This is a genomic window from Maribacter sp. ACAM166 (genome assembly GCF_005771495.1).
Taxonomy (GTDB): Bacteria; Bacteroidota; Bacteroidia; order Flavobacteriales; family Flavobacteriaceae; genus Maribacter.
In genome coordinates this window covers 48,404-68,019 of the sequence record NZ_VAUW01000020.1, presented here as the reverse complement: position 1 = coordinate 68,019, position 19,616 = coordinate 48,404, and the positions used below count along the sequence as shown (strand labels likewise).

20 protein-coding genes and 1 pseudogene are annotated in these 19,616 nt (G+C 35.7%); 4 read left to right on the top strand and 17 right to left on the bottom strand.

Annotation, left to right across the window (positions count from 1 at the left end):
• Positions 1-9: 9 nt before the first annotated feature.
• From ES765_RS13665 to ES765_RS13625, 9 genes and pseudogenes are all read right to left on the bottom strand, one after another.
• Positions 10-1,626 (bottom strand): UxaA family hydrolase, encoded by a 1,617-nt coding sequence (locus ES765_RS13665; protein WP_138114879.1) that lies wholly within the window; start codon positions 1,624-1,626, stop codon positions 10-12.
• Between the two features lie 15 nt (positions 1,627-1,641).
• Positions 1,642-3,078 carry a tagaturonate reductase gene (locus tag ES765_RS13660; RefSeq protein ID WP_138114878.1) on the bottom strand — a complete coding sequence of 479 codons (1,437 nt, stop codon included), beginning with the start codon at positions 3,076-3,078 and terminating at the stop codon, positions 1,642-1,644.
• Between the two features lie 25 nt (positions 3,079-3,103).
• Positions 3,104-4,402 (bottom strand): TRAP transporter large permease, encoded by a 1,299-nt coding sequence (locus tag ES765_RS13655; protein ID WP_410504609.1) that lies wholly within the window; start codon positions 4,400-4,402, stop codon positions 3,104-3,106.
• A complete protein-coding gene (locus ES765_RS13650) occupies positions 4,399-4,857 on the bottom strand; it encodes a TRAP transporter small permease (RefSeq protein ID WP_249356410.1) in 459 nt (152 codons plus the stop codon). The genes ES765_RS13655 and ES765_RS13650 overlap by 4 nt, the downstream gene beginning before the upstream one ends.
• A gap of 5 nt (positions 4,858-4,862) precedes the next feature.
• Positions 4,863-5,840: a TRAP transporter substrate-binding protein gene (locus tag ES765_RS13645; protein ID WP_138114877.1), complete on the bottom strand. Its 978-nt coding sequence runs from the start codon at positions 5,838-5,840 to the stop codon at positions 4,863-4,865.
• A 4-nt stretch (positions 5,841-5,844) separates the two neighbouring features.
• A complete protein-coding gene (locus tag ES765_RS13640; RefSeq protein ID WP_138114876.1) occupies positions 5,845-6,516 on the bottom strand; it encodes a bifunctional 4-hydroxy-2-oxoglutarate aldolase/2-dehydro-3-deoxy-phosphogluconate aldolase in 672 nt (223 codons plus the stop codon).
• Positions 6,517-6,547: 31 nt separating this feature from the next.
• Positions 6,548-7,588, bottom strand: coding sequence for a sugar kinase (locus ES765_RS13635; protein WP_138114875.1), 1,041 nt, complete (start codon positions 7,586-7,588; stop codon positions 6,548-6,550).
• A gap of 24 nt (positions 7,589-7,612) precedes the next feature.
• Positions 7,613-9,031, bottom strand: a complete 1,419-nt coding sequence (uxaC, locus tag ES765_RS13630) for a glucuronate isomerase (RefSeq protein WP_138114874.1) — start codon at positions 9,029-9,031, stop codon at positions 7,613-7,615.
• Positions 9,031-9,407 (bottom strand): annotated as a pseudogene (locus ES765_RS13625) (SDR family oxidoreductase); the annotation flags it as partial. The gene uxaC and the pseudogene ES765_RS13625, both read right to left, overlap by 1 nt.
• A 590-nt stretch (positions 9,408-9,997) precedes the next feature.
• On the opposite strand from ES765_RS13625, the gene ES765_RS13620 reads away from it, so the two are divergent.
• The gene (locus ES765_RS13620; RefSeq protein ID WP_138114873.1) at positions 9,998-10,219 is read left to right on the top strand and encodes a hypothetical protein; all 222 of its coding nucleotides are present in this window, start codon (positions 9,998-10,000) and stop codon (positions 10,217-10,219) included.
• Between the two features lie 137 nt (positions 10,220-10,356).
• Here the strand turns inward: ES765_RS13620 and ES765_RS13615 are convergent, their stop codons facing one another.
• From ES765_RS13615 to ES765_RS13595, 5 genes are read right to left on the bottom strand one after another with little or no spacing between them, the layout of a single operon-like run.
• Positions 10,357-10,632 carry an ATP-dependent Clp protease adaptor ClpS gene (locus ES765_RS13615; protein ID WP_138114872.1) on the bottom strand — a complete coding sequence of 92 codons (276 nt, stop codon included), beginning with the start codon at positions 10,630-10,632 and terminating at the stop codon, positions 10,357-10,359.
• Positions 10,633-10,652: 20 nt separating this feature from the next.
• Positions 10,653-11,489, bottom strand: coding sequence for a 50S ribosomal protein L11 methyltransferase (prmA, locus tag ES765_RS13610; RefSeq protein WP_138114871.1), 837 nt, complete (start codon positions 11,487-11,489; stop codon positions 10,653-10,655).
• 27 nt (positions 11,490-11,516) lie between these two features.
• Complete coding sequence (gene tpiA, locus ES765_RS13605; RefSeq protein WP_138114870.1) at positions 11,517-12,266, bottom strand: triose-phosphate isomerase; 750 nt, start codon at positions 12,264-12,266, stop codon at positions 11,517-11,519.
• Positions 12,267-12,307: 41 nt separating this feature from the next.
• A complete protein-coding gene (locus ES765_RS13600; RefSeq protein WP_138114869.1) occupies positions 12,308-13,405 on the bottom strand; it encodes a BT_3928 family protein in 1,098 nt (365 codons plus the stop codon).
• Positions 13,406-13,441: 36 nt separating this feature from the next.
• On the bottom strand, positions 13,442-13,981 hold the full coding sequence (locus tag ES765_RS13595) for a DUF1599 domain-containing protein (RefSeq protein ID WP_138114868.1): 540 nt from the start codon (positions 13,979-13,981) through the stop codon (positions 13,442-13,444).
• Positions 13,982-14,084: 103 nt separating this feature from the next.
• Here ES765_RS13595 and folP point away from each other — a divergent pair, with 103 nt between their 5' ends.
• Entirely contained in the window at positions 14,085-14,909 is an 825-nt protein-coding gene (gene folP, locus ES765_RS13590; RefSeq protein WP_138114867.1) for a dihydropteroate synthase, read from the top strand.
• A gap of 53 nt (positions 14,910-14,962) precedes the next feature.
• Positions 14,963-15,748, top strand: a complete 786-nt coding sequence (locus tag ES765_RS13585) for a diadenylate cyclase (protein WP_138114866.1) — start codon at positions 14,963-14,965, stop codon at positions 15,746-15,748.
• Positions 15,749-15,816: 68 nt separating this feature from the next.
• On the opposite strand, the gene ES765_RS13580 is transcribed toward ES765_RS13585, so the two are convergent.
• Positions 15,817-17,583 carry an ABC transporter ATP-binding protein gene (locus tag ES765_RS13580; RefSeq protein WP_138114865.1) on the bottom strand — a complete coding sequence of 589 codons (1,767 nt, stop codon included), beginning with the start codon at positions 17,581-17,583 and terminating at the stop codon, positions 15,817-15,819.
• A complete protein-coding gene (gene truA / locus ES765_RS13575; RefSeq protein ID WP_138114864.1) occupies positions 17,576-18,325 on the bottom strand; it encodes a tRNA pseudouridine(38-40) synthase TruA in 750 nt (249 codons plus the stop codon). The genes ES765_RS13580 and truA overlap by 8 nt, the downstream gene beginning before the upstream one ends.
• 157 nt (positions 18,326-18,482) lie before the next feature.
• On the opposite strand from truA, the gene ES765_RS13570 reads away from it, so the two are divergent.
• Entirely contained in the window at positions 18,483-18,977 is a 495-nt protein-coding gene (locus tag ES765_RS13570) for a metallophosphoesterase family protein (RefSeq protein ID WP_138114863.1), read from the top strand.
• A gap of 155 nt (positions 18,978-19,132) precedes the next feature.
• Here the strand turns inward: ES765_RS13570 and ES765_RS13565 are convergent, their stop codons facing one another.
• Positions 19,133-19,543 (bottom strand): DUF4293 domain-containing protein, encoded by a 411-nt coding sequence (locus ES765_RS13565; protein WP_138114862.1) that lies wholly within the window; start codon positions 19,541-19,543, stop codon positions 19,133-19,135.
• Positions 19,544-19,616: the final 73 nt, after the last annotated feature.

Sequence of the window (19,616 nt, the reverse complement as noted above, 5' to 3'; positions counted from 1 at the left end):
CTTAGCCACTTAGAGTGAAACACCTCTTTTCCAAGGAATAAAATCATCTTGTCCCAATTGATCTGCCTTTGCCTCAATGTTACCACTAGCCACCTGAATCACATATTCTAAAATCTCCTCACCCATTTCCCGTATCGTTTTTTCACCACGAATAACTGCACCAGTATCTATATCAATAATATCTGGCATGCGTTCAGCAAGTATTGTATTTGAAGAAACCTTTAAAACAGGTGCTATAGGATTACCTGTTGGTGTTCCCAACCCAGTTGTAAACACTACTATATTAGCTCCAGACCCTACCATACCTGTGGTACTTTCAACATCATTCCCAGGGGTACAGAGTAAATTTAAGCCTGGTTTGGTTACATATTCTCCGTAATCTAAAATAGCTTCGATGGGTGAAGTCCCGCCTTTTTTAGCAGCACCAGCAGATTTCATTGCATCGGTAATTAAACCATCTTTAATATTACCTGGCGAAGGATTCATATCAAATCCAGACCCCGCAGCCTCGGCCGAAGCCTCATACGCTTTCATCAACTTCATGAATCTAATCGCATCTTCATCGTTCGTACACCTGTTGACCAACTCCTGTTCTACGCCACATAATTCTGGAAATTCAGAAAGTATAGGTGACCCTCCTACAGCAGCAAGAATGTCAGAAGCATACCCTAATGCTGGATTCGCTGAAATTCCAGAAAAACCATCAGACCCTCCACACTCCAGCCCCATTTTCAATTTAGAAATGGAAGCCGGTTTACGTTGTATCGTGTTAGCAGCCTTTATTCCTGCAAAAGAATCCTTTATAATGGTATTCAGCATTTCATCTACCGTACCCATTTGTTGTTGATCATAAATAAGCACAGGTTTATCTAAATTTGAATCTATCGCATTCAAAGCATCTTTCAGTATGTTTATCTGTAAATTTTGACAGCCTAAACTTAAAACGGTAGCTCCAGCTACGTTAGGGTTTTTAACATAGCCAGCCAACAGTTTAGCTAAGGTTTGTGAATCTTGACGTATACCACCACAACCACCTTGATGCGTAATAAACTTTACATCTATATTATCGAAGGTTTGATGATCAGCTTCTTGCTTTCCGTCATTATAATCAGCATCATTACCGTTAATAAGGTTACGTAACAATTGTCTTTGTTTGCGCTCTTTACCCATAGAAAGCTCCTTTTCAAAAACCTCTTTGAGTACCTCTATATTTCTATTTTCACAGAAAACCAATGGAAAAAATAACCATACATTCTGAGTACCCACTTGCCCATCTGGTCTATGATACCCCATAAATGTCCGCTCTTTCCATTTAGAGATATCCGGAATATTCCATGTCACTGTCTTCGTTCTAGCATGTACAAAATCACTTTGATGTTTGATATTTTCAGTGGTTAGAACATCACCTTTTTTAATTGGAAACATTGCCTTACCCACCAACACACCATACATAAATATTTGATCTTCTTTCTCCAAATCAACAAATGCAATTTTATGTTTTGCTTTCGTATTGGATAAAATGATTAGGTCCTCTCCTTCGAAATGTATACGGTCACCTTGTACCAAGTCAATCAAGGCAATTGCTACATTATCCTCAGCCTGTATTTTTATCAATTGTTTCTGCATGGGTTTTATTTAAAACTAACTCAGTCTTGAGAAGCCGTCTTCGATTCCGTAATCTTCAATTAATTGTAAGGATGTGGCAATTGCTTTTGTCAACCCTTCTATTTCATTTAAATCTTCATCCCAATATTTTGTTTTACCCAAGACTTGAGATGCTATATCATGCATAGCATCTGATTTCCAAATCTCAGCCATCTCAGATACAATTTCCTTATCATCATTAATAGGCAATTGTTTGCCGTTCCAGTTTCCTTTATAGAACCGGATCAAACAAGCGAATGTGAATACTGTTCGTGTAGGTAAGCTATTTTTTCGTTTCACAAAACCTAACAAGCTCGGCAGTACTCTTACCTTGAATTTGGAAATAGAATTTAATGCAATACTGGCTAACTGATGTTTAATAAATGGATTTCTAAATCGGTCAAAAACTGCATCTGCAAAGAGTTCCAATTCTTCTTTTTCCATGTCCATGGTAGGTATAATTTCCTCAAAAACAAGTGATTGCATAAATGGTCCTGTGAAACTTTCGTCTATGGTTTGTTTGACAGTTTCATTTCCATATAATATGGAAAATGGCACCATCGCTGTATGAGCTCCGTTTAAAATCCTAACCTTTCTAGTTCGAAACGGTTGCATATCATCAACAATCTTGACATCCAAATTTGTTTTATGAAATGGTAATTTTTTCTTTAATACTGCGTCTCCCTCAATCACCCATAAAAAAAAGGATTCTGCACAAACAATAAGGTTATCCTGATAATCCAATTGCTTGTTATAAGCTTCAATTTGATCTCTAGGGTAACCTGGCACAATTCTATCTACCAATGTATTATGGAATGAACAAGCATTCAATATCCAATTTTTAAAGTCTTCGGATAAGTTCCATAGTGAAACATAATCTAAAATAATCTGTTTTAAAATATCCGAATTATGATTAATCAGTTCACAAGGAATTATGGTTAACCCCTTATCCCATGCACCATTAAAATATGTAAATCGTTCAAACAAAAATCTTGTCAACTTCGCTGGAAAAGAACTTGGCGGTATCATATCTAAAGTATCCGAAGCAACATAAGAAATCCCTGCCTCTGTCGTATTAGATACAATAAATTCTAATTCCTCCTCTTTAGCCAAATTCAAATAGGCCTCATAATTAACGTATGGGTCAATACCAGTTACAATAGTGGTAATAAGTTCTTTTTCCTCGACCTCCTCGCCATTCTTTAGACCTTTTGTAAACAACGTATATAAACCATCTTGGTCATTCAACATTGCTACCATACCCTTGTTAATAGGTTGCACAACGGCAATACCAGCATTAAACCCTACTTCATTATTCAAGGTTTGAAATGCATATTCCACAAAAGCACGTAAAAAATTACCTTCTCCAAACTGGATGATTTTGATGGGCAAGGTATTAGAAACCTCAGTATTTTTTCTATTTAATTTCGGCATAAATTCTTTTCAAAAGGATGAAATTTTATAAATCGAATAAACTTGGCAGCCATAAACTTAATTGTGGAATATAAGTCACCAGGAACAATGCAATAATCATTGCTACAAATAAGGGTAATAAAGGTTTGAAGACCTTCTCGATTGTAGTTTTAGCCACACCCACGCCAACAAACAAAACCGAGCCTACAGGAGGTGTACAAAGACCTATACAAAGGTTCAGTACCATGATGATTCCAAAGTGTACCGGATCTAGACCCAACTTCGTTACCACAGGTAAAAATATTGGTGTAAAGATGAGCACTGCAGGTGTCATATCCATAAATATGCCTACGAACAACAACAGTAGATTTATGATTAGAAGAATCACAATTTTATTATCGCTTAGGCTTAAAAGTCCTGAACTAATATCTTGCGGAATATTCTCATATGACAAGGCCCAAGACATGCACATAGAAGAACCGATTAGCAGCATGACTATCGCCGTTGTCGCTGATGAATCCAATAATATTTGTGGAAGTCTAGGAAGTGTTATTTCCTTGTATATAAAACCAAGAATTAAGCTATACAATACTGCTATTGCAGATGCTTCAGTAGCCGTAAAGATACCAGTGACAATCCCGCCTATTACCACTACCAGCATAAATAAACTAGGCACGGCATCTACGAAAATTTTCATTACCTCTTTTAAACTGCTTCGCTTACCTACTTTATATTTTTTCTTCTTTGCCCAAAATGAAGCTACTATCATTAGAAACAACCCGGTCATGATACCAGGTATATACCCTGCTAGAAATAGTGCTGCAATCGATGCGCCACCACTAGCCAATGAATAGACTATTAATACGTTACTAGGTGGTATAATTAGACCTGTAGTTGCTGACGTTATATTCACAGCTGCGCCAAATTCTCTAGAGTACCCTTCCTTTTCCATCTCAGGCCCCAAAATACTTCCCATTGCAGAAGCCGATGCCATCGCTGAACCAGCTATTGCTCCCATTAGCATGGCAGCAATAACATTAATCAATGCCAAACCACCCGGCAAAGACCCGACTAATGTTTTTGCAAAGGCAATAAGTCGATGGGCTATACCTCCCTTATTCATTAATTCCCCAGACAAAATAAAGAAAGGTATGGCCAACAGCGCAAAACTATCGAGTCCTGTTGCCATTCTTTGCGAAACTGTCGTAAAGGCAGGTATTGCAGGAATACTAACCAACATGGTCAACAAAGACGAAATAGCAATACTCCATGCCACCGGAGTGCCAATAGCCAAAAGACAAATAAAACTAATTACCAGTACTAAAATGGGTATATGTTCGATCATGAGTTTAAATTTTTCAAGTCCGAAATTTTATAATACATAATCAATAATCCGCTTATAGGGATTATGACATAAACCACCGCTAAGGGTAACTGAAGTGCTGGGGATTGTTGACCGAGCGCATACGATATATAAACCAAGCGTGAACCTCCTATAACAAAAGCAAAAAAAACAAAAAGGATTATCAAAATAGTTACAATCACCTTTAGTTTTTTCTGAGTTTTTTTATTCTGTCGCAGCGGTAATATATCAATTGCAACATGCAAATTACGGCCAGAAACATATGCCGCGCCTAAAACGCCAATCCATATCATTAAGTAACGAGCTAATTCATCGGTAAATGAACTAGGGTTACCAGTTACGTATCTAGTAAATACCTGCCATAGAACATTGATTACCATGATTGCCATAATAACCACCAAGGTCTTGCTTAAAATAGCGTCTATTTTGCTTCGCATAGTACTTAATGAGTTTCTTGAATTTGTTTAATCAACGGGTATATTTCCGCATCATCCTTATAATCTTCATAAATACTCTGCACTTTTTCAGCAAAAAGTGATTTGTCTGGTCGAGAAATTATAACTCCTGCTTTTTGAACTTCACGCAACGCCTCTTCTTCAGCTTCAGCCCACAGTATACGCTGATACTTAACAGATTCCTTTACAGAATCACTCAACCATTGTTGTTCTTCTGCATTAAGTTTATCCCATACATACGTACCGATTAGCAACACATCTGGTAATACCGTATGCTCATCTAAAGAGTAATATTTACAAACTTCATAATGTCGAGAAAGATAGAAACTTGGTGGGTTGTTTTCAGCACCATCTACAACACCTTGCTGTAACGACGTATATAATTCGCCCCATGAAATTGGTGTTGGTGAACCGCCTAAAGCCTTAACCATATTTACGGCCGTAACACTTTCCATCACCCGAATTTTTTCACCTTCCAAATCAGAAGGTTTTTCAATAGGTTTGTTCATCGTATAAAAACTACGACTACCTGCATCATAATAACCCAAACCTTTTAACCAATACTTCTCACCTTCGTTCAGTAACATTTGCCCAATTGGGCCATCGAGTACGTCAAATGAATGCTGTCTATCTCTAAATAAATAAGGTAAGCCAAGAACCTTGATTTTTGGAGCAAAATTTTCCAATACACCTACGGATACTTTAGTCATATCCAAACTACCAATTTGCAACAGTTCTAAACATTCTCTTTCGGTTCCTAATTGCTGACTGGGATATATCTCTAATTTAAGTTTACCTCCAGAACGCTTAAGTAAATCCTCTCCCATTTTGACCATCGCCTTATGAACGGAGTGGCTTACATCCAACCCATGTCCCAGTCGTATGGTTCTCGTTTTATTATCCACACCACAACTCAAAAATGTTGTGGTTAAAATCAACAGGAATAGAATGCGCTTACGGTTCATAACCTTAGTTTAATCTAATCTTTTTTATAAGTGCTAAGACATCTGAAACCTTTTTCTCAAGTAAATCATAATCTTTGCTGGCAAGAATATCTTTACTGATTAATTGAGAACCTAAACCAACACAAGTAACACCTGCATCAAACCATCCTTTTAGATTGCTTTCTTCTGTACTTACACCACCTGTTGGCATTACACTTGTCCATGGTTGCGGTCCTTTAATTGCCTTTACGAAACCCGGTCCGTACGTAGAACCTGGGAAGAGTTTTATAATTTCACATCCTAATTCTTCTGCTTTATTGATCTCCGTCAAACTTCCGCACCCCGGAGACCATAATACCTTTCTACGGTTACACGCAATGGCAATATCTTCACGTAAGGATGGAGTCACTATAAAATTAGCACCCATTTGCATATAAAAACTAGCTGCGGCTGCATCAGTTATAGATCCTACGCCCAAAATCAGACCTGGAAGTTCCTTAACAGCGAACTTGTTTAGCTCTAGAAAAACCTCAAAAGCGAAATCTCCTCGGGCAGTAAATTCTAGTAATCTTGCGCCACCGTCATAACAAGCCTTCATTACCTTTTTTCCCAGTTCAATATCTGAGTGATAAAATAAAGGAACCATGCCGGTTTCTTTCATCACTGCTGCAACTTCCAATCTTGAATATTGTGCCATTATCTTTTGTTCTTTGTTGTTAATAATTCTTTTATCGCGCTACCCTACCTGAGGCATCGCCACCCATTAATTTTTCTACTTCTGCTATCGTTACTAAATTAGCATCTCCTTTAATCGTGTGCTTTAAACAGGATGCTGCAACTGCGAAATCCAGTGCATTTTGATCATCCTCTGGGTATTTCAATAAGCCATAAATTAATCCACCCATGAATGAATCTCCTCCGCCTACTCTATCTACAATATCCGTAATCTGATATTGACGGGTTTCATACATTTTTTTACCATCCCAAAGTACACCTGCCCATGTATTGTGCGAGGCAGAAATAGAACCTCTAAGCGTGGTAATAACTTTTTTAGCTTTCGGAAATTTTTTCATCATTTGCTTACATACCGATAAAAAGGCTTCAGCCTTTACATCAGCGCCATCTTTATGCACATCCAATCCTTCTGGATGAATTCCGAAATGTTTTTCAGCATCTTCTTCGTTACCCAAAATAACATCACAATACGATGTCAGTTCGGTCATGATTTTTTCACGATCACCACCATAATTCCACAATTTAGCACGGTAGTTCAAATCCGTTGAAATAGTGATTCCCTTTTTTTCCGCAGCCTTAACAGCTTCTAAACAAACATCTGCTGCACCTTGAGAAATAGCAGGCGTAATACCTGTCCAATGAAACCATTCCACCCCATCAAAAACAGCATCCCAATCAATCATTCCTGATTCAATTTCGGCAATTGCAGAATGTGCACGGTCATAAACCACTTTACTTCCACGACTTACAGCGCCTGTTTCTAAAAAGTAAATACCCAAACGATCTCCGCCGAAAACTATCTTACTTGTTCCTACACCTCTCTTACGCATTTCCATCAATGCGCATTCCCCAATATCATTTTTAGGCAATCGGGTCACAAAATCAACCGGAACTCCGTAATTCGCAAGTGAAACAGCAACATTCGATTCGCCGCCACCGTACACTACATCGAATTCGTTGGCTTGAGAAAATCTTAAAAATCCTGGAGGTGATAATCGAAGCATGATTTCACCGAAAGTGACTACTTTTTTCATTTTTCTATTGAATTGTAATTTGTATTAAAATTTAAAATATTCTTTGGCATTGTTATAACAAATATCCTGAATGATTTTACCGACCAATTCAAAATCTTGAGGCAGTTCGCCCCGCTGCATTTCTTGACCGAAAAGGTTACATAACACCCTTCTAAAATATTCATGTCGAGGATAAGAAAGAAAGCTTCTTGAGTCTGTTAACATACCTATGAAGCAACTAATAAGCCCCATATTAGAAAGTGCATTGATTTGCTTAGTCATACCATCCTTCTGATCTAAGAACCACCAACCAGAACCAAACTGCATTTTTCCTTTTATTTTACCATCATTAAAATTACCAATCATGGCAGCCAGAACTTCGTTGTCTGCAGGATTAAGATTATATAAAATAGTTTTGGTAAGACTATCATCAGAATCTAACGTATTCAAAAAAATTGACAAGGTAGATGCTTGCGAATAATCGCCTATAGAATCCCAACCTGTGTCAGGCCCAAGTATGCGATTCATTCTGGCATTATTATTACGTAATGCACCTAAGTGAAATTGTTGAATCCAATTACGTTTATGGTATTGTTTACACAAAAATAGTAGAATAGAAGTTTGAAATTTCTCATCCTCTTCTAATGTCAATTGTTTCTTAGCTTGTCTTTTTTGGAAAATTGCTTCTATTTCAGCATCAGTAAATTTTCTAAAGGGCACGTAACTTAATCCGTGGTCAGATAGTGTGCATCCATTTTGCTCAAAATAGTCTAATCTCAAGTTTAGCGCATCACACAAAGACGTATAAGAATCTATTGCAATACCGCTAACTTCTGATAATTTATCAAGATACTCCAGATAGGTATCCGTTGTAATCAAAATAGCCTTATCAGGTCTAAATGCTGTACTTACTTTCACATCAAAGTCACTATTTTTAATTTTTACATGATTCTCCAAACTATCAATTGGATCTTCGGTCGTGCAAACAACCTCAACATTCATTCTTTTGATGAGACTTTGACAACTAAATTCAGGAGATTGAAGTTTGGCCGTTGCCTCGTCATAAATTTCATTTGCTGAATTTGAATTTAACAAAATATCTATATCAAAATATCTTTGCAACTCTAAATGTGTCCAATGGTATAATGGATTTCTTAACGTATAGGGCACTGTTTTCGCCCATTGAGCAAATTTTTCCTTATCCGAAGCATCTCCGGTAATATACTTTTCATCTATTCCAAAAGTTCGCATAGCACGCCATTTGTAATGATCGCCATTAATCCAGATTTTCGTAAGGTTTTCGAAAGTTTGATTGTTCGCTATCTCATTAGGAGGTAAATGACAGTGATAGTCTATAATAGGCATCTGAGATGCATACTCATGAAATAGCCTTTGGGAAAATTTATTCTCCAAAAGAAAGTCATCATTCATAAAGGTTTTATTAGATCGTAAAGATGTACTCATTAAATTTCATTTAAAGGTTTTCCAATAGTTGCCAATATACCACCATCCACATAAACAACCTGTCCGTTCACAAAATCACTTGATCTTAATGCAATAAAAATATCGGTTCCTGCCAAATCCTTTAGATTCCCCATCTGGCCGATGACGTTCAGTTTATGGTAAAGTCATTAAATGGATGATCCTCTAAACGCATTGGCTCTGTTTGCGAGGTTGCAAAATAATCCGGACCAATACCAATGACCGCAATATTATGTTTTGCCCATTACGTCGCCAAACTACATGTCAACATCTTAAGTCCGCCTTCGGCAGTAGCATACGCAGAAATACTATTTCTACCTAATTCGCTCATCATAGGATAAATATTAATGATTTCACCACCTATATTAACAACTCCTAATTCTCTTCTTTCAAAAAAATTCTCTTCTTTCAAATTGAAGGAACAGTTTCTAATTTTAGAGATTCATCCATTGGCACAACTCCACCAACGGTATACCTATCAAACATTGTGTATGCCAACTATGTACAATTTTTTTGCAAATAGCTTAGGTATTAACAATTCCTTGGTCCCAGAAACTCTACTATCAAATGGGTGAGCAGCATATCTAAATTAGTAATTGGTCACACTTGAGTTTTATGCAATCGATTACACGAATATAATGGATTTCAAAGACTCCACAAGAACAAATATCAGAAAAATATTAAACTCATTTATCACAACACTTTCTACCTCTACTGTAATTTACCCTCCTGCTCAAAACATTAGATTCTACGAACATCAATTCACTATAAATTGACAAAGCTTAGAACACTATAAAAAAATGTCTTTTGAAGCTTCTTCTTCCGATTTAAATAGTATTTAGTTAAATTATTCATAAATACTAATATCTAATTGCCGTATAGGGATATACAATTGACAAAGAATTGCGTAATTTGAATATTATGTTAACTTTGAAAAAAAAGCAGCACATGGAGTTACTTGAAAAAGCTCAAGAATTTATAGGTCGAAAAATGAGTAATATGTCTACTAGTGACCGAGTAGAGGCGTCAAGAGAGGCAAAAGCGCTTATTTTAAGCATAAATGAAATATTTAAGGAAACAAAAGATTCTAATTTAATGGATGTAATGAAGGATGTTACCGTAAAAAAGAAGAAAATTGAAAAGCGTTTGAACGGTGTACCTTTAGTATAGATTAATAAACTAAAGATTTATTTTAATAGTTTAATGGAAATAAAAAAATCCCTTGATTAGTCAAGGGATTTTTTTATTTTATCACTTCTTATATTTTTATTTAAACATAAAATAGTAAACAAAGGGTATTGGATTGTTTAAATAATTTCAGCACTGAGGCCTGCTTGTAATAATTTAGAACATTGCGGTTTTAACTCTACATATTCACCTGTTTTAACTGTGCACTTACCTTTATAATGAACAATTAAAGAACATTGTTCGGCTTGCTCTGGCGAATGTTCACATACTGACATCAATGTGTTTATCACATGATCGAATGTATTCACCTCATCATTGAAAAGAACGATTTCATTTTGTTGAACCGTTTCTTCTTCTAAAAGTAGTTCTTCGGAAATTTCTTCTTTCGTGCTCATTCAATTAAAATTAATACTACCTAATTTACATATTTTGCGGCAACCCAATTATTTCGTTCTAGGTTTTTTTTAAACTTCAACCCCTTATTCATACATTTTTCAGTAATCATATCAAGGTCTTCCGTATAAAAACCGCTCAACAATAGGGTTCCATTTTCGTTTAAAGAATCTATATAAGTCGGTATATCTGCCAATAAAATATTTCTATTAATATTTGCAATTATTAAGTCGTATTTTTTGTCCTTTAATAACGCTACATCACCCTCATAAACCGAAATAAAATTCATTTTATTGCGTTCTATATTTTCTTTAGCATTCAAGTAACACCAATTATCAATATCAATAGCATCAACTGTCGCGGCTCCTCGCATAGCACTTAAAATCGCCAATACACCAGTACCACTACCCATATCCAATACGGTTTTATCCTTTACATCGAAATTTAGAATATGCTGCAACATCATATGTGTTGTTTCATGATGCCCTGTACCAAAACTCATTTTAGGCTCGATTATGATATCGTACTCAACATTAATTGGATCATGAAAAGGAGCTCTAATCATGCAAATATCATTTACAATGATAGGTTGAAAATTTTGTTCCCAGGTGGCATTCCAATTTTCCTGTTCTATCTCCTTATAGTCATAATCAATCTCAAAATTGGAATTGGACAGAATATCTATTTCTTTTAAGATATCTACAGACCAATCTACTTTTTGAATATAGGCCAAAACTGCATCTTCCTCTTCAAGAAAACTTTCAAAACCAGCTTCGCCTAATTCTGCAATGAGAATATCTGAAGCTGGCCCTGGAGGTTTTACCGTAAAACGGTATTCAATATATATATTGTAGCTCATTAATATGATTTAGCATTACGCTAGCAATTAGATAGCTTTAACAATAGCTACAAAATCATCGGCTATTAATGCAGCACCTCCAATTAAACCACCATCAACATCTGGTTTTGAAAAGATTTCAACAGCATTCCCCGGTTTAACACTACCACCATATAAAATCGTAACATTTGTAGCTATGGTGCTATCAAATGCTTCTGAAATTGTTTTACGAATAAAAGCGTGCATTTCCTGAGCTTGCTCTGGCGATGCTGTCTCTCCTGTTCCAATAGCCCAAACTGGCTCATAAGCCAATATGATATTCGACCATGCCGAAGGTTCTAAATTGAAGAGAACATTTTTCAATTGGCTTTCTACCAATTTAAAATGATTGCCAGATTTACGATCTTCCAATTCTTCTCCAAAGCAAAACATAACGCGCATACCTTTCCCCAAGGCAGAAATTACTTTTTTAGAAAGGATTTCATCGTTTTCAGCAAAATATGCTCTCCTCTCAGAATGCCCTATTATAACAGTATCAATACCAATATCTAACAACATATCAGCTGATATCTCACCTGTAAAAGCTCCATTTTCTGCATAATGCATATTCTGTGCAATTACCTCTATCTTAGAACTCTCTAAAGTGCGTACAGCACTTGCCAAATTCACGTAGGTTGGTGCCACCATAATTTCTGCATCCGTATTTGGTAATTTTGCCGACAACTCTGCCAATAAAGCCTCCGTTTCAGCTAAATTCTTATTCATTTTCCAATTTCCTGCCACTATTTTTGCTCTCATGTAATCTTTATTTCTAATTATTCTTATTTCAATTTAAAATCTTATTTTAATTCTAAATCCTCTATATCGTTGTAATGAACTTTTTGTCTAATTGTTCCTTCTTCTAAAACCAAAATACCAGGATTAGATCTTACAATGGTCTTTAAAGTGGTTTCATCGGTAAAGTAAAAATCAAAATCAAGATTATACTGTTTTTTCAATACGTCAGTTTGATCCCGACCCGATGCCGACATTCCGATAACTTTATATCCCCTTTTCAATGCTTTGTCAGTAGCAACTTTCACTTCTTCAAAAACCTCTAAATTGGCTTTTCTTAAATCATAGGCAATGATCATCATCAATTTTGGTTCTTGTAGCAATACACTTGCGAAATCTTCGCCTTCTTGTTCAACCGTAAAATCATGAACAGGGGGTTCATAACCGGCTTGCAATTCTTTGGTTTCGACATCTATAAATTCGCCATCAACGGTTGGATAATCCCCGTTCGTTACTATTATTTTTTCCACCCCTTCTACTTCAAATCTCCACTTGTACTCGAAAATAGCCTTTGGTGCTCCTTCGGGTACACCCATACCTTGTTCTATGTTTTTGCCAATTTCATAAGGTCTAAAGTCAATAACTGGCAAATGGTTTAGCACATAATAAACGTACCCAATACAAGCGAAAAAAGAAACCACTAAAACAGCTTTTACGGGCTGGGGTTTTAGAAGTGGGGTAATATATTTTCTACCAACATATAGTATTAATATCAACACCAAGAGTACGATATCTTTTGTAAATGATTCCCAAGGCGTTAATTTAATTGCATCACCAAAACAACCGCAATCTGTTACCTTATTGAAATACGCTGAGTAAAATGTTAGAAACGTAAAGAATACAATCATCGCCAGCAACGTCCAAACAGTAATTTTACGTTTGTAACCTAAAATTAACATGACCCCTACCATGACCTCTATAATAACCACCAAAATGGAAATCGCCAATGCATAAGGCGTTAAAAACGGAAGATCTAACACACCCTGACTAAAGTATTCTTCTAACTTAAAAGAAAAACCTACAGGGTCGTTCAATTTAATAAAGCCACTAATAATAAAAAGAATACCTACAAATATTCGTACAACCCCTACTAGATATTTCATTATCCTTTATTTTTATTTTACTATTTTACTATTTTACTATTTTAATCCTAAATGTATCAAAGCGAAAACGGCATAGTTAATCATGTCTTGATAGTTTGCATCAATTCCTTCACTTACTAGGGTTTTACCCTTGTTATCTTCTATCTGCTTTACACGTAATAGTTTTTGCAGAATAAGATCCGTGAGTGAACTCACCCTCATCTCTCTCCAAGCCTCACCATAATCATGATTTTTATTCAGCATCAATTCTTTAGTAACCTGCACATGTTTGGTATAAAGCTCTACCGCTTTTTCGGTGTCTAAGTCTGGTTGATCTACAACACCAAGTTCTAATTGTATAAGCGCCATCACCGAATAATTAATTACACCAATGAACTCTGAACGTTCATCTTCATCTACCTTACGCACTTCATTTTCCTGAAGACTTCGTATACGTTGCGCTTTGATGAAAATTTGGTCCGTAAGGGACGGTAACCTTAAAATACGCCAGGCACTACCGTAATCTGTCATTTTCTTTCTGTAAAGGTCCAAGCAAATTTGAATGACCCCATCATATTCCTGTGCCGTTTGTAGCATGTAATTCTTTCTAATTTGTGTAAATTTCGCTTAAAATATTGTAACCATCAAGGCGGATGGTTTAAACTTGGAAAATGGCACCTATTCCTGTTAAATATTGATAATGACCATAAATTGTAATAGTAAACTCATTTCACTTCATCAACCTAAAGTAATGGGTATTTTGAATGTAACACCTGATTCCTTTTTTGACGGTGGAAAGTATAAAGATGATGCAAGTATTTTACAGCAAGTCGAAAAAATGATACTTGATGGTGCCATGTTTATTGATGTTGGCGCTTATAGCAGCAGACCAGGCGCACTTGAAATAGATGAGAACACAGAATTAGAACGTATAGTCCCTATTGTTAAATTGATACTGAAAGAATTTCCCAAGGCAATTTTGTCCATTGATACCTTTAGAAGCAGGGTCGCCGAAGAATGTGTTCAACAAGGGGCTGCAATTATTAATGATATTTCTGCAGGGCAACAAGATGAGAACATGTTACCCACAGTTGCAGAAATGGGCGTACCTTTTATCATGATGCACATGCGTGGAACACCCAAAGACATGCAGCAAAAAACTAATTATAAAGATTTGATGAAAGAAATAATTTTATTCTTTTCAGAAAGACTTGCTTCAGCCAAGGCAATGGGAATTAAAGATATAATCATTGACCCGGGATTCGGTTTCGCAAAAACCCTTGAGCAAAATTACCAACTGCTACACCAAATGAAACTTTTACAACTAATTGACCACCCCGTTCTGGCAGGAATTAGTAGAAAGTCTATGATTTATAATTTATTGAATACAAACGCAGAAAATGCACTAAATGGAACAACCGCATTACATATGACGTGTCTACAAAATGGCGCACATATTTTAAGAGTTCATGATGTAAAAGAAGCAATGGAATGTGTCAAACTATATGAGCAATTAAATGCCTAAGTTTATACTTATTTCTTTTAATCTGTTTTTTAATTTTACTAAAAAAGTACTGTTTGGATTTTTTAAATTTTATTGACTTTAAGATTACGGATGTCTTAGACATCATATTCGTAGCCGTTCTACTCTATTATATTTACAAGCTTGTTCGTGGGTCGGTGGCCATTAATATTTTTATTGGTATTGTAATTGTTTGGGCCTTTTGGAAACTAACCGAACTACTCGATATGCAAATGATCAGTAGTATGGTCGGTGCCTTTATGCAAGTTGGTCTTATAGCACTCATTATAGTTTTTCAACAGGAAATTAGAAAATTCTTATTGATGATTGGTTCTACCAATTTCGCCAATAAAAGGAACTTTGTTAAGCATTTTAAATTTTTAAAACAAGAAGGTAAATCAACCGACACAGACGTGGATTCTATTTTAAAAGCATGTGAAAAGATGGCAAGTACTAAAACAGGAGCCATAATGGTGATTGAGCGAAGTACTTCATTAGATTTTATAAAATCTAGTGGAGACCGCATGAATATTGAGATTAATCAACCTATTCTCGAAAGTATCTTTTATAAGAATAGTACGTTGCATGATGGTGCGGCCGTTATTGTTGGTAATTACATCGTTGCTACCCGGGTTATTCTACCTGTATCCAACGAGCGTAATATTCCGTTACGTTTTGGCTTACGCCATAGAGCTGCTGTAGGAATTAGCGAAAAAACAGATGCGTTAAGTCTTGTGGTCAGTGAAGAAACAGGGTTGATTTCTTATATTAAAAATGGGGAGTTTGTGATTTATGATTCGATCACCCAATTAGGCAATATGTTAAAACAAGATTTAATTTAGACATAGTGTCTTCAACTGACACACACATTATCCCTTACAATACACAAACAGTATATAGCAACAACCATTCATTCAACTTCTTCAGCTAAGAATTGGGCTTCATATAGGTTATCGTAGTACCCTCCTTTTTTAAGTAATTCTTGATGAGTTCCTGTTTCCACAATTTCCCCAGCATCCATAACAATGATTTTATCTGCTTTTTTAATCGTTGCCAAACGGTGGGCAATTACTATAGAAGTTCTTCCTTGAGTAATTTTATCGGTTGCCAATTGTATTAATTGTTCAGAATAGGTATCTACCGATGAAGTTGCCTCATCCAATATTAAAATACTTGGATTGCTAACGTACGCTCGAAGAAAAGCGATTAATTGACGTTGACCACTTGAAAGCATCGTACCTCTTTCTTTTACATTATATTGATAACCACCCGGTAAACTAGATATAAAAGCATCTACCCCAATAGCTTTAGCCGAATTTTCAATATCATCTACGGTAATTAATGGATTCTTTAGTGAAATATTGTTTGCAATGGTGTCTGCGAACAAAAATACATCTTGCAAGACTACAGCAATATGCGAAAGCAAAGATGATAAGTTATATTCCTTAATATCAACTCCATCAATAGTAATAATCCCAGAATTAATTTCATAGAATCGATTTAATAAATTGACAATAGTACTTTTTCCTGCACCAGTTGCTCCAACAATTGCAACGGTCTCACCTGCTTTCACTTCAAAAGAAATACCGTGAAGCACTGGCTCATCATCTAAATAACCAAAATGCACATTCTCAAACTTAATATCACCTTTGATAAGGTCATTTTTATACGTACCAATATTTTGAATATGACTATCTGTATCTAATATTTTAAAAACACGATTAGCCGCCACCATACCCATTTGCAATGTGTTGAATTTATCAGCAATTTGACGAAGTGGTCTAAAAAGTAAATCAATTAACATGATGAACGCAAATATTGTACCCGCAATATCGGTCGTTATATTGGCTACATTCTGTAAGCCTCCATACCAAACAATTAAACCCACAGTTATTGATGATACAATTTCAGCTATGGGAAAGAAAATAGAATTATACCAAACCGTTTTAAGCCAGGCGTTTTTGTGTTTTTTATTAATCTCTCTAAACTTATCGCTCTCAATTTTTTCACGGGTAAACAGTTGAACTATTTTCATACCCGTTATACGCTCTTGTACGAAAGAATTAAGATTAGACACCTCTGCCCTTACCTCTGTAAACGCAATTTTCATAGCCTTTTGAAATAGCCTAGTCGCATATAATATGATTGGTAATAATGAGAAGACAATTAAAGAAAGTTTCCAATTAATGACCAACATAACTACTGCTGCAACTACCATTTTTAATAAATCAGCAACAATCACAAAAAATCCCTGACTAAATATTTCTCCAATTCGTTGCATATCTGCAACAGCTCTAGTAACCAACACACCCAAGGAAGAATTATCAAAATACTTCATTTTAAAACCAAGCATTTTGTTGAAAAGGTCAATACGAACATCCTTTATTACCGACTCACCTAACCAGTTCGCATAATAATTGAAAGCCAATTGGCTTAACACTTGCCCAATCAACACCACCAACATAGCAATCGTCAGATATAGTAACATCTGCTCATTACTTTGTTTAATGGCTTCATCAATAATTTTCTTTACGATAAGTGGCGTGAGCACAGCGAAACCGGACAGTAGAATAGCGGCTAACGCTACACCATAAAAAGTAATTTTGTACGGTTTAGTATAGGCCATTAAGCGTTTAAAAAGACGAGTGTCAAATGCTTTACCAGAATCCTTATCCATTCTTTAAAATAGTATTGGGGTAAACAATAGAGGTCAAATATAATCCTTTTGCAGGAACGGATACCCCTGCCATTGTCCTATCCTTGCTTTTTAATATGGTATTAACATAGTCTGCCGGATATTTACCTAGACCAACATTTATAAGCGTTCCAACAATGGCTCTCACCATATTTCTCAGAAATCTATCTGCCGTAATTGAAAAAATGAGCATGTCATTTTCTTGCGTCCATAGTGCATTTCTTAAATCGCAAATATTTGTAAAAACATCTGTATTGGATTTTGAAAAGCACTCAAAATCTTTTTTGCCTACTAAAAATTCGGCAGCGAAATTCATTTGATTCACATCCAAATCCTTTTTTATGAAATGCGCCATATCTGTAAAAAACGGATTTTTAGTTTTCATAATATAATACTCATACGTTCGTGATGTTGCATTAAAACGTGCATGTGCTTCATCTTCTACTTCAAAAATACGCTGCACAGCGATATCTGTTGGTAGTAACGAATTTAACCTGAAGATTAGTTCTGGAATTCCTTCTAATTGTTCTGTATCAAAATGGGCATACATTTCCTTGGCATGTACTCCAGTATCAGTGCGACCTGCTCCCATTAGACACATAGATTGTTTGGAAATTCTAGACATGGCATCTTCTAACACTTCCTGTACGGTTATTGCATTAGGTTGATTCTGCCAACCATGATAAGCTTTGCCAAAGTATGAAAATTGAATAAAGAATCTCAAAAGTATATACTAGTTTTGTATCCTGTAAAGGTATTAAAAAGATGTGTTTTAACATTCATTGTACAAAAGTCAGTTTTGAAAAAATCGAACTATTATAAGGATGATTAACAACCATTTCTGAGCCTAACTAAATCCCAAACTAAATAGAAGTTATATAATGACCAAAATTCTTTTGCTTTCTGATACGCACTCGCACATTGACAATGCCATACTAAAACATGTTCGTTGGGCAGATGAAGTTTGGCATGCCGGTGATATTGGCTCCTTAAAAGTTACCGATGCCATAGAAGAACTTAAACCATTAAAAGGTGTTCATGGTAATATTGACGACCATATAATTCAAAAAGAATTCCCCCTTAACAATCGTTTTTTCTGCGAGGATGTAGATGTATGGATAACCCATATTGGCGGATATCCGCCTAAATACAACGAACGGACCAGAAAAGAGATTCAAGAAAATCCACCTAAATTATTTATTAGTGGGCATTCTCATATTTTAAAGGTAATGTGGGATAAAAAGCTGGGCACTTTACATATGAACCCAGGTGCTTGTGGCAAACACGGATTTCACCAAGTACGTACAATGCTACGATTTGTTATTGACAAAGCTGAAATTAAGAATCTTGAGATTATTGAACTGGGCAAGCGTTAGTGATAGCAGCAGCATCTTTTATTACTATAATTAACTGTAATCATTAAGCAGAAAGTGCGATTCATTATTCCTCTAGTAGTAATAAAAACAGCATACCATAAAAAACCCGGGAACTACCCCGGGTTTAACGCACTAATACTACTAAGATGTTAGGCTTAACGCAAGCGATCGACAGATTTTACAAGATCTTCATCCTTTTTTATAGCCCTATTTGCAAGCACTAAAAAAACGATAGAAAATACTGGAATCAGCATCCCAATACCCTTCTCAGAAACAAAGGTCTCTCCGGATAGGTTTAGTGATCGATAAACGAAAAATCCTAGTAAAAAAACATTCAATATCAGGTTCAGCCTGTTAATAACAAACTGGGTTTTTCTATTTTTAAATTGCACTACAGACCAAATCGCCAAAATAGCATTAGCATAAAATGTAATGGAAATAAGCATCTCATTATCGGCAAAAATTTCTACACCATCTATATCTACCCAGAGATTTAGAAAGAACGGCAATGCTCCCGTAAGAATAGCGACAATAATTAAATAAACGCTCTGTATTCTTTGAATCATAAATTTAATACCACTTTACAGCGTAAAAATACAGGTCTTTTCAAAAATTATACCCCTTTTATTCAAAAAAATT